The following is a 12,952-nucleotide window of genomic DNA, read 5'->3' as shown; positions in this document are numbered from 1 at the left end:
AGGCGACACGCAGTGAGCCTTTTGCTCCTCCCCTTTATAAGGAGAGGCTGGGAGGGGTGCTTTTCGCTCTATGCTCTATGTTCTATGTTCTATGTTCTATGTTCTTTAAGTCATCATATTAGAGAAAAAACCAAGAGCACCCCTCTAACTCCCCGGCTACGCGCCCCGTTATCAAGGGGGAGAACAAAAGGCTCGCTCCTATCGTCGCATCGCCTGAACTAAATCACTCTTTCGGCGCAATCATCCCCAAACAAATCTGCTCTACCGGCTCTTGCGGTGAATCTTGATAAGCAATTTGCTTGGTCACCGAAATTTTAAACTGTGGCCATTCATCAGTGAAACGCTTGAACGGTTGACCTTCACAGGTCGCGCCTACGTGGCTGAGTAACAGCACACCCTGTGATTCAATCTTTTCCGCAGTGATATGACGGTTGTATACGTTCGGTAGTGTTTCGTTGCTCCAGCGGTTTGACATTTCTGGATGCGGCGCAATATAGAATGTCATCCATTCTGAGATCTCTGCACCGCCCACCAGCTTGAGTGGTTTGTCTGTATTCTCGTACCAGAACGTTTCGGCATCATGTGCTAGTACTTTAACGCCTTCAAAGTTCTCACCTGCATTGCGTACATTGAAAACCATCACTGAGCTGTAACCCACGATCATCAATAGCGCCATTGTCACCAACACTTTGTAAGCACGTGACAGTTTACCAATCACGTCTTTGGCTAAAAACGCAACCAATACCGCAGGCGCTGGCATAAAGAATGGGTGTAACCATTCAACGAGGCGGCCGCCTTTATGGAAGGTAAACCACGCCATAATCACCACCAACGGCGCCAGCAAAACAAATGTCGTCAACCACACCTTTTCCGGTACATTTTTAGTAAAACGTAGACCACGTTTACCAAGCAAACCTGCAAGTAGAATCAACGGGTAGAAAACCGACAGAAGCGCCAACCAACTGCCCGGGCTAAGTTGAGCCGAGACTTGGCCACTCACCCATTTCACCGAAGAAAAGTTGTTAGCAAACATCCAAAAGAAGTTTGGAGTGACCAAAGCGAGAAAAGCCGCAATACCAATATAGAAATTACGATCGCTCCAGTTACGACGTACACTCGGTACTGCCAAGCTTAAAATGAAGATCATCGCGACTGGCGCAAAGGTGGTGTATTTCGCCATCGCAGAGCAGCCTGCCAAAATACCAAAAGGGATCCACCATTTTGAGTCTTCGTAAACTGCCTTGATAAACATCAGCAGTAACCAAGACCAAGATCCAAATAGCAGATAGTTGTCATTGTATGGAATGGCATCAAAGTTGATGACCCCTGACAAGTTCAATGTCAGCATACCCAGCCAAGCGAAAGCGATTGAATCCGTCAGCTTATACGCCAGACGATAGCAACCAAGCATACCTATGGCTACCACACTAAAGTGGCCTACATACCAAAATGCCGATGCAAACTCCGTAGACGATGAAATCAATAAAATACGCGCGACAAAACCCACAAACCATGGATTATTTGGACTGCCCCACTCTCCATTGCTGGCCCAGTTTAACGCCTCAACAGCATCATAAGGGACTGTAGGATCAAGGTGATAAGAAACCAGAGACCACGCCACAGCGTACGCAAAACACCAAATGAACGCAGCGCGGTGCGAGCGAGCGATATCAGTTGGAGTGTTGGAGGATTGGTCAAAATGAAGAATAGTAGACAGCATAGACGCCCTTGGATTCGGTTAATTTCAGGGGTTTGGCGGCAAACTTTACTTAGGATAAGCGTGTGAGAAAAGTAAACTAGGTCAATTCTCTGTAAATTCCCTCTAAATTCATAATCTTGGGAAATTAGTGCCTGCACAATAACAATTAGTCTATATATTTAGTTCGTCAAGGGGTGTAATGCTTTGTATCGAACTGGGTATGAGTGAGTCAAGAAAGGGAAATAGGAGTGAATGCCGAGGAGAACCTCGGCATGGGTATGTTTAGCGCTTTAAGTAGTGCTTGTACGAATACGTATTCGGTTTGAAGTACAGCTTAGTGTATTCAAAGATGCTGCCATCGCTGAGCTTACCTGTCGAAAGAAGGCGAATAATCGGCACCTCTGGAGATAGCTCAAACACTTCGCACAAGTGCTCGTCTGGCATAACCGCTTCAAAATCTTGGAGTGCACCGTCTATCTGCAAACCTAGCTCTTTTTCTAGATATTGGTACTTCGAGCCTTGCAGAGACATGATGTTCATTTGCGGGAACATAGCAACTGGCATGAATGAGTCTTCGTAAATAGAAGGGACACCATTTATCAGCTTAAAGCGACGGATAAAATACACTTTCTCATCGGAGCCAATTTTCAGCGCCGCTGCCACCTCTTCATCGGGATCCATCAGGGTAAACTCGACCACTTTGTATTCGAGTTTAGTCCCGGCATCACTCATGTATTCACTCGTGCTACGCAAGTTCGACATCGAGCCAGTCATGGTCTTACCGATAACGGTAGAGCCTGCGCCTTGGCGTTTCTCAACCAAGCCCAGCTTCACTAATTCCTCTATCGCCTTGCGCACCGTAATACGACTCACTGAATAGGCGTCGATAAGATCTCGCTCGGTAGGAAGCGTATCGCCAATCGCGAACTCTTCCGAATCAATGCGGGACTTTAAATCCTGCATTACCTTTTTGTATAACATGTTTTCACCTCTAGGCGTCAAGCTATCACCACCAAAAATACAAATCAATAACCAATCACACTAACTTCGTCACAACTCAGCACTACCGTCGATAAAACATCCCTTATAGGTCTCTTTTTATGCTCCAAATCACATAATACATGCTTTATTTGTACTCAATCACAGTTTACATATTATCAATTTGTCATGTTTTATTTTCAGGAGTAATTTAAGACCTGTCGAGAGACACAAGAATTACAAAAACAAAAACTCTATACCAATAACAAAAAGGACCCTTCCATGTTAAGTGCTATACAACGCTTAGGTGGAGCAATGTTTACCCCAGTTTTACTGTTTCCTTTTGTCGGGATCTTAGTGGGACTGACCATTGTTCTCAAAAACCCCATATTTGTTGGCGATCTCGCTGATAAAGACGGTTTGTACTATCAAGTTTTACAAGTCATTGAAGAAGGTGGCTGGACTATCTTCCGTAACATGGCGCTACTTTTTGCCGTCGGCCTGCCGATTGGTCTTGCTAAGACCGCTCATGCTCGCGCCGTTATGGTGGTCATGGTTTCTTACCTAACCTTCAACTACTTTGTTGGTGCGATGGGTGGATTCTGGGGTGAGTTCTTCGGTGTCGATTTCTCTCAAGCGATTGGCGGAACATCGGGTCTGACTGAAATTGCAGGTATTAAAACGCTCGATACCGGTATCTTTGGTGCCATCATCATCTCTGGCTTTGTTACCTGGATCCACAACCGCACGTTTGAAAAACAGCTGCCTGCTTACCTAGGTATCTTCCAAGGTGCGTCATTCGTAGCCATGATTTCATTCTTTGCCATGCTGCCAGCGGCTTGGTTAACGCTTTACATCTGGCCTTCAATCCAGCACGGCATCCTTAACCTACAAGGCTTCTTGGTCAGCTCAGGTTCATTCGGTGTTTGGCTATACACCTTCCTAGAGCGCATCTTGATCCCGACGGGTCTGCACCACTTCGTCTACGCACCATTTGTGTACGGTAACGTGGCGACACCAAACGGCATCGTTGTGGACTGGTTTACTAACCTAGAAACCTTCACACAATCCGCTCAATCAATGAAAGATCTTTTCCCTGCTGGCGGCTTTGCTCTGCACGGTAACTCTAAGATCTTCGGTTGTACTGGTATTGCGCTAGCGATGTACCACACAGCAAAACCTGAAAACCGTCAGAAAGTAGCGGCACTTCTTATCCCAGCAACGTTAACCGCAGTATTGGTAGGTATCACTGAACCACTTGAGTTTACCTTCCTATTCATCGCGCCTTGGCTGTTCGCAATCCACGCGATTCTCGCAGGCACTATGGCGATGGTGATGTACACCTTCGGTGTGGTCGGCAACATGGGCGGTGGCCTAATTGAATTTGCAACAGGTAACTGGATCCCTCTTCTGGGTAACCACACCAGCATGGTCGTGACTCAAATCGCTATCGGTCTTTGCTTCACAGCCATCTACTACGTGACGTTCAAATACCTCATCGTTAAGTTTGATGTGCCAATTGCGGGTCGCGGCGATGCAGAAATGAAACTGCACACCAAAAAAGACTTCAATGAGAAACACGGCATTACTGGTAAAGGTGATGCAGGTACAGCAACCCCACTGCAAATCCAAGCAGTAGAAACCATCGAAGGTTTGGGCGGCGTGCATAACATTGAAGATTTAAGTAACTGTGCGACCAGACTGCGAGTCACGGTCAAAGACCCAAGCAAGGTTCAGTCAGCAGAATACTTTATGGAGACGGGCGCGGTGAACATCGTGAAAAACGGTAAAGCCATCCAAGTCATCATCGGACTCAATGTCCCTCAGCTTAGGGAAGAGTGCGAAAAGATCTACAGCGCTACTAAGACTGTCGACATGACAATGGCTCCGGCCACGTAGTCCAAGAGAAACGAATAGCAATACCTAGATAATCCATCTAGTCCAATAACGTAAACAAAACAGATACTAACAACATACTACCAAAGGGCGGTAGCGTACCGCCCTAGTCCAAGTGAGGCATATCATGAAAAAAGAATTCTCAGTAGTTATCGCAGGCGGCGGCTCAACATTCACTCCTGGCATCGTTATGATGCTGCTTGAAAACCAAGAGCGTTTTCCAATCCGCAAACTGAAATTCTACGACAACTTCGCTCAGCGCCAAGAGACAATCGCTGAAGCGTGTAAAATCTTGCTAAAAGAGCGTGCACCGCACATTGAGTTCTCATACACCACTGACCCTGAAGAAGCGTTCACAGACATCGACTTCTGTATGGCTCACATTCGTGCTGGTCTTTACGCAATGCGTGAGCAAGACGAGAAAATTCCTCTACGCCACGGCTGTGTAGGCCAAGAAACCTGTGGTGCTGGCGGTGTGGCTTACGGCCTTCGCTCAATCCCTGCAGTTATCGAAATGATTGACTACATGGAAAAATACTCGCCAAACGCGTGGATGCTGAACTACTCAAACCCAGCAGCTATCGTGGCAGAAGCGTGTCGCGTCATGCGCCCTAATTCAAAAGTACTCAACATCTGTGATATGCCAATTGGCATCGAAACACGTATCGCAGAGATCCTAGGCTACGAAGATCGCAAACAGTTCGACATCATGTACTACGGCCTAAACCACTTCGGTTGGTGGAAAGAGTTCAAAGATGCGAAAACGGGTGAAGATTTGATGCCACGCATCAAAGAGTACATCAAAGAGAACGGCTACTTGCCACCAAGCGCAATGAACGGTGCCCAGCACACAGACGAATCTTGGAAGCAAACCTTCATCAAGGTTCGTGACGTATACGCACTCGACCCAGAAACGATCCCAAACACGTACCTTAAGTACTACATGTACCCAGACTACGTAGTCGAGCACTCAAACAAAGAGTTCACTCGTGCTAACGAAGTCATGGAAGGTCGTGAGAAAGAAGTGTTCACAGAGTGTCACCGCATCATCGCTGCTGGCACAGCCGTAGACACCACCATCGAAGTCGAAGAGCACGCGTCTTACATTGTTGACCTAGCAACAGCGATTGCATTCAACACCAAAGAGCGCATGCTGCTCATCGTTCCAAACAATGGCGCAATCGCGAACTTTGACCCAACAGCCATGGTAGAAATCCCATGTATCGTTGACAACACAGGTGCGAAACCACTGCAAATTGGTGCCATTCCTGAGTTCCAAAAAGGCATGATGAGCCAACAGGTATCGGTTGAGAAACTGGTTGTAGAAGCGCACGTTGAAGGCTCTTACCAAAAACTATGGCAAGCGCTCACATTGTCAGCAACCATTCCAAGCGCAACCGTTGCGAAAGCCATTTTGGATGACTTGATTGAAGCCAACAAAGAGTACTGGGTTGAAATGAAGTAATTCATTTCCACTCCAATACTTTCGCTAAATCATAAACAATGCCCTGTCTCGACAGGGCATTTTACGGAGCACAGTTAATGTTAGACATTACTACGCTGGGCTATATCGCAGCGTTCTGCACCACTTGTTCTTTCATTCCTCAAGTGCTGCACATATTCAAGACCCGAGATACCCAATCCATCTCACTAGCAATGTATTCCATCTTCGTCACCGGTGTCGCGCTTTGGCTTGTGTATGGCGTATTAGTGACTGACCCACCGATCATCATTGCCAACGCCATCACCTTATTGCTCGCCTCCATTATTCTGATTATGAAAATCAAAGATGTCACCGGCAAACGACCGACCTTCTCCAAAACCAGCGCTTGATAAAGCGTTACGACCAAGCCAAGCGCCCCCTGCTTGGCTTTTTTTCATTGTAAAACTCTTGAGCTGCACAACAGTTTGTATAGGTGTCATGGCGCTATAGTTTCTGCAATTCAAACACTTATAAAAAACAAGGATACGTCATGTTGTCTTATTCTCTTCGTACCTCTATTTTAGCTCTGTCTATCGCTGCCTCTGGTGGTGCGATGGCGTCACAAGCAGCGCCAAGCACACCAGAAGATACCTTTCCGAGCACACAAGCGTGGCTAACACACGCCAAACAAGGTCTTGCTCCCTATTGGATGCATGAAGCCGCGCAAGGTATACCCGTCGGCAATTTCCCAACATTTCGCTGTGACAACGGAGAGTTACTCGACATCTCCAACGTCTGCCCAGAGCTGCAACACGGCTGGATCATCCCTCACTTTGGGCGTGAATACACACGTATGAAGTCACGCCAGACCTACGCTTATGGCGTTCTATTTCATCTAACCGGGGATGTTAAAGCGCTCGAACTGGCCAAAGACGGGGCTTACTACCTCATTGACCAACTTCAAGACACCAAAAACGGTGGGTTTATCTCGTTTACTGAAGACGATAAGCCAGGTTTAAAGTGGACACAACGCACCTCACAAGACCAAGCATACGCCCTTGTCGGTCTTGCCATGTATTACTACCTCACTCGTGACCCTAAGGTAGAGAAGGCACTTATCGAACAGCAAGCGTTCATCTTCGATAAATACAAACTCAATAACGACGTCGGACTAGCCTGGGTATTAGAAGATGGCGATGACCAAAGCGCGAAACAACACGAGCTGGTCGCACAGCTCGATCAAATCAACGGCTACATGCTGCTCGTCGCTCCCCTACTTCCCGAGCCTCACAAAACCAAATGGCTCACAGATCTCGAGTGGCTTACACAAATCTTGGTCAATGATTACCACTCTGATGACGAGCAACGATTCTACGGAGCGATACACCACAAAGCCGTAATGCAGCAGAATGCCAAACACAATGACTTTGGGCATACCATCAAGGCGTATTGGATGACCTACCTCACATCTAAACTACTTGATAAACCAGAGTGGGAAAGCTTTGCTAAACAAGGGATGGAAGTGACTCTTGAACGCGCTCAACATGATATGCCATTCGAGTACGTAGCCGAGTACTTCCCGAAAGAAGAACAAGCTAAACGACAAGGCACCACCATCCCAACCTGGAAAGGACGACCTAATAGCGGAGGTAGTTCGTCATGGGAATGGGCAGAGCTTGATCAAGCAGCTATGACCCTCTCTATGGATGCCGGTAAAGTCAAAGCGCCTCTCGGTTATACCACCACGGGCTTTATGAATGTGTGGGTTGACCATAAGTATGGCGGTGTGGGTCTGAACCCTAAATCAACCAAAGCCTTCCACTGGGGAATGGCTATCACCAGTTTGAACACGCTTTGATTGGCACACTGACATCAGGCTCACTCAATCACAACCCTGTGACGCTGTATTACGCAGTCAACGATGAAACACGCCCAAGCTTCACGCCATACTACTACCAAGGCAAAGTGAACAAGACCACGTCGCTCAATAATGGCAAGGTTCAAGCGGTCAGCTATAGTGACATCACGCCTTAGCCTTTGTGCAAAAGCGCTGAGGTCAGGTAAAGAAGGTAAGAAAATCGAACAAACGGGCAGGAATCACTTGGTTTCAAAGGCATAACCTGCGACAATCCGCCCGTTATTCACCCTTGATTACAGATGGTCAATTATGCAAATCTTAGTACGCAACCTATCTCGCGAAACCACAGAGCACGATGTACGCCTTCAGTTCCGTGAGTACGGCCGAGTTACCGAGTGCACACTGGTACTAGACAAAGAGACAGGAAAGTCGAAGGGCTTCGCGTTTGTAACTATGCCAGAACCAGAAGAAGCGAAGGTAGCGATTAAAGAGCTAAACCTAACCATGTTTGGTGGCAGCAAGATCCGCGTTAAGTTCGCCGGTCATTAATTGGTTCTATTAGAGAACTCCGCTTATTCTGACAGATGAGCGGAGTTTTTTGTTGCCATTTTTAGGCAGTGTCACGTCTTTAACGACGAAAACCCCACCTTATTTGTTGTTGAGTGCAAAACTCAAAAATTAGTATTGCAACCTATCGAGCCGCGTTTTAGCCTTAATGCACTTACATGCATTATAAAAGGAATTACAGTGTCCCTTTCTCGTATCACTCTTACACTGACGCTCCTAGCCTCCGCTACCAGTTACGCAAGCCCAGTACAATTTTTACTTGGCGTCGACAGCCACAAAGGCTTTGCTGGCGGCTTAGAAACGGTGGTGTACGATAACTTTATTATCGGTGGCCAGTTCAACTTAGGCTCTTCTGATGAGAGCAACACTCAAACCGGCTCTTACCCAGGCATCACCAACCCAACGTTTACCAGCAAAAAATCGGCGCAGCATTACAGTTTGTATACTGGCTACCAATTTAATGACGGCATGTTAGACGGTTTGGCACTCAAGCTAGGCATCGCGCAAATGAACATCAACATCAGCGAGGATGTTTATGGCACTGATGGGAAATCGGACATCGTTTACGATATCAACGAGCGCAAGTATCAACCTTTCGTGGGTATTGGCTATTATGTGAGCGAGCGCATTTCTCTCAATGTCCACGCACATTTAGCAGGCATCGATACCATCAACATTGAAGGTCAAAAGCTTGAGTCAGGCTTCGATGCAACAACGCTCAGCTTCATGGCTGGATTCACCTTCTAAGCTATTTGTATTTCATTACAGCCATAGAATCCGATAGCGCCCATTTTTGGGCCTATCGACAACCTTCTGACAACCTCCTCATTTATAGCCTCTCATTTCTCGATACATATCAAACAAGTTACGCATGTTACGGTTTGCGACCGGACATTGGATTGAATTAACCTGATAACAGCCAAAGAGAAACCTCTATCTTGCGACTATTGACTAGGGAAGGTGAGCGAACCATGCCATATGAGCTAAAGGATTTTGAAGATAATGAAATCAGCTTCGCAGAGCTGAACAACAAGTCTTTTGCCTGCGCGCAAGGGAGAATCAAGAGAGCTTGTTTGTAAACACCTTTAAAAGATTGCAAGACAATGGTTTTATTGATTCTGATGAGCGTATCGCCATCCACCCAGAGAAGGAAGTCAACCCTTATCACCCCGACTTGATCGTCAACGAAAAGCGAGTCGCTGAACTAAAAACCAAAGCGTCACCACTGTTTATGGCGCAGAACTACGGTATCGATCCTCAGTATGCACTCACTATGGATTTAAAGGACTCGTTACACTACAACAAACTGCTTGAGCAAGGTACAGACGTCACCATCTATGTTTGGGTGAAGTGGGCAGCCAAATCAATGCAACGCTATTCCCTTATAAATGGGCAGAAGAGCTACAATCGCGACGTCATTGAAGTTGGACAATTAGCAGGAATATGGAAGGTGAATTTCTCCCAATTGCGCCAGTTCGAACGTGACTATCAAGTGCCCATTCATTGGTACAAGGAAGAATTTCGCAAGCCACCCGAATACTCACGCGATGACTCAGAACACACCGCTTGGTTTGATTATCTTGAAAGCTTTGAACCAAGACTCGTCAACCCTACGACAGGCAAACTGAAGAACATCACCTCAAAAGGCTATGACAAAGAAAGCCTTTACACCAAAGGCGATTCTTCCGGCAGTTACGTGTTTGACCTAAGAAACCCGATATTCCAGAGGCTGTATTGGAATCACAACAATCCGAAGCGTCTGAGTTTGGATATACAACACCACCGCTAAACGCAAACTAGGAAGCCAAAAGGCTTCCTTGCTAGCTATTACGTACTACTTGTTATTATGCGTTGCCAGTGGTTGGCTGCTCGAGTGATTCAATATCGTTGAGTAACCTTACCAGTGAATGGCCTAACGCTTTAGACATATTCACCGGTACCGCATTACCGATTTGCTTATACGCAGCGTTCTTCGAGCCTTTAAACTCCCAGTTATCAGGGAAAGTCTGAATACGTGCGTACTCTCTTACTTGCAGCGGACGCGTTTCAATAGGATGGCAGCGTTCGGTTTGTTTTTGTGCTGGAGACGTGGTGAGAGTCAAACTCGGCTCATCCAAAGAGAGACGCCTTGCCATACCTGTCTTACCACCACCTAGGAAGTAGCTCCCTCCCATGTACTCACGCTGCAGATCATCTGGCAGATCACGCCAGTAACCACCTTGCGGTACATGCTCCATGATTTCGCGTTTGCGTTCTGGGTAAAGCTGACCTTCTGACTCAGGTACGTCTGTGTCGTAAAGCTCACCTGCGTAAAATGCATCGCGAAGCGTCATCACTTTGCGATAAGGTGAAGGCCAGTGAAACTTCACTTTTTGCGCCAGATCTTTTCGGATAGCGACCAAGATCAAGCGCTCACGTTTTTGTGGAACTTTGTAGAAAATCGCTTTAAGTACACGTGGCTCTACCAATTCGTAACCGAGCTCATCAATGACGCTTTTAATGGTTTCTAGAGTGCGACCATCGTCGTGGGTAAGCAGTGCTCGCACGTTTTCTGCCAAGAACACTTTGGGCTGAGTTTCTTTGATGGCACGTGCCATTTCAAAAAACAACGTACCGCGCGTATCTTCAAAACCTAGGCTCTTACCTGCATAAGAAAATGCCTGACATGGGAAGCCACCAGTAAGAATATCCACCTCTTCTTCGATCTGGGTGAAATCCACGTTAGCAATGTCGCCTTCAATCACATTCCAATCTGGTCGGTTATGGCGCAACGTCGCACAGGCGTGCTTGTCCATTTCGTTAAGAAGAATACTCTCAAGACCCGCTTGTTCCATGCCAATTGCAAGACCGCCACCACCAGCGAATAGCTCCACCAGTTTGTAAGGTCGCAATGGTTTCACGGCGCGCTCATCATCCCAAAGGGTTTGAACCATAGATTGGATCTCTGGGTGATGTTCAACTTGGTCAAGCCCAATGGTGCCAGACTCCTCGCAGCGCTTTAGCTCGCCACGACGAATGCGTGCTTCCATGGTCGATTTAGATTGGGAAAGGATATCCGCTAATACTTCAACACTAAAATTCATTTTCTTCTCTTTGGACATCATAACAATGACGCTTCCAATAGTAGACAAGAACTGTACAAACATACAGTCCTTATTTGTTCGGGTTGATCATTCTACCTGTTTTTAAAAGTGCAGACTACCTGCCAAAAACTCTGACTCACATCAAACGTCCGCGCTATGTGGCTACGTTTAAGGTTGCCAGTCGCGCTATTGTTTCAAATAGCCTAGGGTTTGCGCCATACGCTCGGCGTTCTCTTTAACCCAGTGAGAATCAAAAGGCCCCCAAGAGATAATTTGATAGTGACCATTTTTCAGCGCACCGGTGAACTCACACTCGATATCAAGCTCATGCAAGGCATTAATCGTATCTTGAGCCGTTCGGCGTGGAATGTCGATGTTCGATTGGATCTTTGGGATGGTGTTGCAGCCAGAATCAATAAGATAAGCGAGATACAAGCGGCGATAAAATGAAGTTTTGGTTTTACTCGGGGTCATGCGTCCTTTTCCTTGGAAAGAGGAAGAGCATTGCGCTCCTCCCCTAATGATTCATCATCCGGGCAGGTTGATGTAATCCGAAATAGACTAGCAAAATTTGGTACTTAGAGCCAGTTACGCCGCCTGCTGCATTAGGAAAGCATCTTTGCGAGCATTGAATCGTTCGACGAGATCGTCAATCGCCTCATCAGAGTAAGGTTTGAGTCCGCTAGCCACCATTCGCTTAACGCCTTTGCCGATGACAATGCCGTCTTCTTTAAAGTTAAAATTCAGTGTTACCGTACCGCGCTTACCTTCAATATCAAACGTTGCACCGCTAAACTCTACCTCTGGATGAGTCAGGTCAAGACGAGAAAACTCCACTTCCATGCTCTCGTATATCACCAGCGGGCGCTGGCAGTTGATCATCATCTGCTTCTCTTGCATCAGTGGCACCATGATGTGCGGAAAGTTCATGCCTGAGAACTGAACGTAATTCGAGACCACATGTTCAATAAAGTCTGCAGAGCGGCTTTGCTCACCAGAGTGAGAAAAGCGTAGGTACTCTTTACCATTGTCATCGACAACCACAGATTCACTGTCGCTGTTACGCTGTACCTCAAGTTCGACGCCATCGTTAACCATTCCAGAGAACTCAAAACGCATCTTTTGGCTGATACCCTCTTTATCAAGCAAGGCCGCAAATAGCAGATCGCCCGGCACACAAAAGCGCTTGCTGTCTTCGTCGTGAATAGGATTAAAATCCCCGGCGATTTTTTTAGCAAAATGGCTAGCTTGTTGACGAGTGAACTGAAACTTTGAATTTTCTCTTGAAATATAAGGTGTTAGAAACATACAACGACACTATTAATTTAAAAACTGGCGGAAGTATAACTGATGCCGCTCAAGACAATGGTCTATCCAGATAATTACCTAAATAGTTGGTTGTTTAACGTAGCAACTTCTTGTAATATCGCCGCTCATTTTCGGTCTTA

11 protein-coding genes and 1 pseudogene are annotated in these 12,952 nt (G+C 46.6%); 7 read left to right on the top strand and 5 right to left on the bottom strand.

Annotated elements, in window-relative coordinates; translation table 11 throughout:
• Positions 1 to 223: 223 nt before the first annotated feature.
• Together TZ48_RS08410 and TZ48_RS08405 are read right to left on the bottom strand one after the other, a co-directional pair.
• Positions 224 to 1,720 carry an ArnT family glycosyltransferase gene (locus TZ48_RS08410; protein ID WP_112478842.1) on the bottom strand — a complete coding sequence of 499 codons (1,497 nt, stop codon included), beginning with the start codon at positions 1,718 to 1,720 and terminating at the stop codon, positions 224 to 226.
• A 261-nt stretch (positions 1,721 to 1,981) separates the two neighbouring features.
• Positions 1,982 to 2,680 (bottom strand): GntR family transcriptional regulator, encoded by a 699-nt coding sequence (locus tag TZ48_RS08405; RefSeq protein ID WP_112478841.1) that lies wholly within the window; start codon positions 2,678 to 2,680, stop codon positions 1,982 to 1,984.
• Between the two features lie 279 nt (positions 2,681 to 2,959).
• Between TZ48_RS08405 and TZ48_RS08400 the strand changes: the two genes are divergently transcribed.
• The 7 genes and pseudogenes from TZ48_RS08400 to TZ48_RS08370 all read left to right on the top strand — a co-directional run bounded on the left by TZ48_RS08400 (position 2,960) and on the right by TZ48_RS08370 (position 10,210).
• Entirely contained in the window at positions 2,960 to 4,576 is a 1,617-nt protein-coding gene (locus TZ48_RS08400) for an alpha-glucoside-specific PTS transporter subunit IIBC (RefSeq protein ID WP_112478840.1), read from the top strand.
• 124 nt (positions 4,577 to 4,700) lie between these two features.
• Positions 4,701 to 6,038, top strand: a complete 1,338-nt coding sequence (locus tag TZ48_RS08395; protein WP_112478839.1) for a 6-phospho-alpha-glucosidase — start codon at positions 4,701 to 4,703, stop codon at positions 6,036 to 6,038.
• A 77-nt stretch (positions 6,039 to 6,115) separates the two neighbouring features.
• The gene (locus TZ48_RS08390) at positions 6,116 to 6,406 is read left to right on the top strand and encodes a SemiSWEET transporter (protein ID WP_112478838.1); all 291 of its coding nucleotides are present in this window, start codon (positions 6,116 to 6,118) and stop codon (positions 6,404 to 6,406) included.
• A gap of 203 nt (positions 6,407 to 6,609) precedes the next feature.
• Positions 6,610 to 8,030: pseudogene (locus TZ48_RS08385) on the top strand (AGE family epimerase/isomerase).
• Positions 8,031 to 8,163: 133 nt separating this feature from the next.
• On the top strand, positions 8,164 to 8,403 hold the full coding sequence (locus TZ48_RS08380) for an RNA recognition motif domain-containing protein (protein WP_042503352.1): 240 nt from the start codon (positions 8,164 to 8,166) through the stop codon (positions 8,401 to 8,403).
• Positions 8,404 to 8,601: 198 nt separating this feature from the next.
• Complete coding sequence (locus TZ48_RS08375; RefSeq protein WP_112478837.1) at positions 8,602 to 9,168, top strand: outer membrane beta-barrel protein; 567 nt, start codon at positions 8,602 to 8,604, stop codon at positions 9,166 to 9,168.
• A gap of 322 nt (positions 9,169 to 9,490) precedes the next feature.
• Positions 9,491 to 10,210, top strand: coding sequence for a hypothetical protein (locus TZ48_RS08370; RefSeq protein WP_112478836.1), 720 nt, complete (start codon positions 9,491 to 9,493; stop codon positions 10,208 to 10,210).
• A gap of 55 nt (positions 10,211 to 10,265) precedes the next feature.
• On the opposite strand, the gene TZ48_RS08365 is transcribed toward TZ48_RS08370, so the two are convergent.
• The 3 genes from TZ48_RS08365 to TZ48_RS08355 all read right to left on the bottom strand — a co-directional run bounded on the left by TZ48_RS08365 (position 10,266) and on the right by TZ48_RS08355 (position 12,812).
• Positions 10,266 to 11,504: a DNA cytosine methyltransferase gene (locus tag TZ48_RS08365; RefSeq protein ID WP_112478869.1), complete on the bottom strand. Its 1,239-nt coding sequence runs from the start codon at positions 11,502 to 11,504 to the stop codon at positions 10,266 to 10,268.
• 186 nt (positions 11,505 to 11,690) lie between these two features.
• Entirely contained in the window at positions 11,691 to 11,978 is a 288-nt protein-coding gene (locus TZ48_RS08360) for a helix-turn-helix domain-containing protein (RefSeq protein ID WP_112478835.1), read from the bottom strand.
• A gap of 114 nt (positions 11,979 to 12,092) precedes the next feature.
• Complete coding sequence (locus TZ48_RS08355) at positions 12,093 to 12,812, bottom strand: DUF3581 domain-containing protein (RefSeq protein WP_112478834.1); 720 nt, start codon at positions 12,810 to 12,812, stop codon at positions 12,093 to 12,095.
• Positions 12,813 to 12,952: the final 140 nt, after the last annotated feature.

The sequence above is a fragment of the Vibrio variabilis genome (genome assembly GCF_003263785.1).
GTDB lineage: Bacteria > Pseudomonadota > Gammaproteobacteria > Enterobacterales > Vibrionaceae > Vibrio > Vibrio variabilis.
This window is presented reverse-complemented; position numbering and strand designations above follow the sequence as displayed.

Coding starts and splice junctions, on each gene's coding strand:
- TZ48_RS08395 (WP_112478839.1), top strand. CDS start 4,701: ATGAAAAAAGAATTCTCAGTAGTTATCGCAGGCGGCGGCTCAACATTC.
- TZ48_RS08365 (WP_112478869.1), bottom strand. CDS start 11,504: ATGAATTTTAGTGTTGAAGTATTAGCGGATATCCTTTCCCAATCTAAA.
- TZ48_RS08360 (WP_112478835.1), bottom strand. CDS start 11,978: ATGACCCCGAGTAAAACCAAAACTTCATTTTATCGCCGCTTGTATCTC.
- TZ48_RS08355 (WP_112478834.1), bottom strand. CDS start 12,812: ATGTTTCTAACACCTTATATTTCAAGAGAAAATTCAAAGTTTCAGTTC.
- TZ48_RS08405 (WP_112478841.1), bottom strand. CDS start 2,680: ATGTTATACAAAAAGGTAATGCAGGATTTAAAGTCCCGCATTGATTCG.
- TZ48_RS08380 (WP_042503352.1), top strand. CDS start 8,164: ATGCAAATCTTAGTACGCAACCTATCTCGCGAAACCACAGAGCACGAT.
- TZ48_RS08410 (WP_112478842.1), bottom strand. CDS start 1,720: ATGCTGTCTACTATTCTTCATTTTGACCAATCCTCCAACACTCCAACT.
- TZ48_RS08390 (WP_112478838.1), top strand. CDS start 6,116: ATGTTAGACATTACTACGCTGGGCTATATCGCAGCGTTCTGCACCACT.
- TZ48_RS08400 (WP_112478840.1), top strand. CDS start 2,960: ATGTTAAGTGCTATACAACGCTTAGGTGGAGCAATGTTTACCCCAGTT.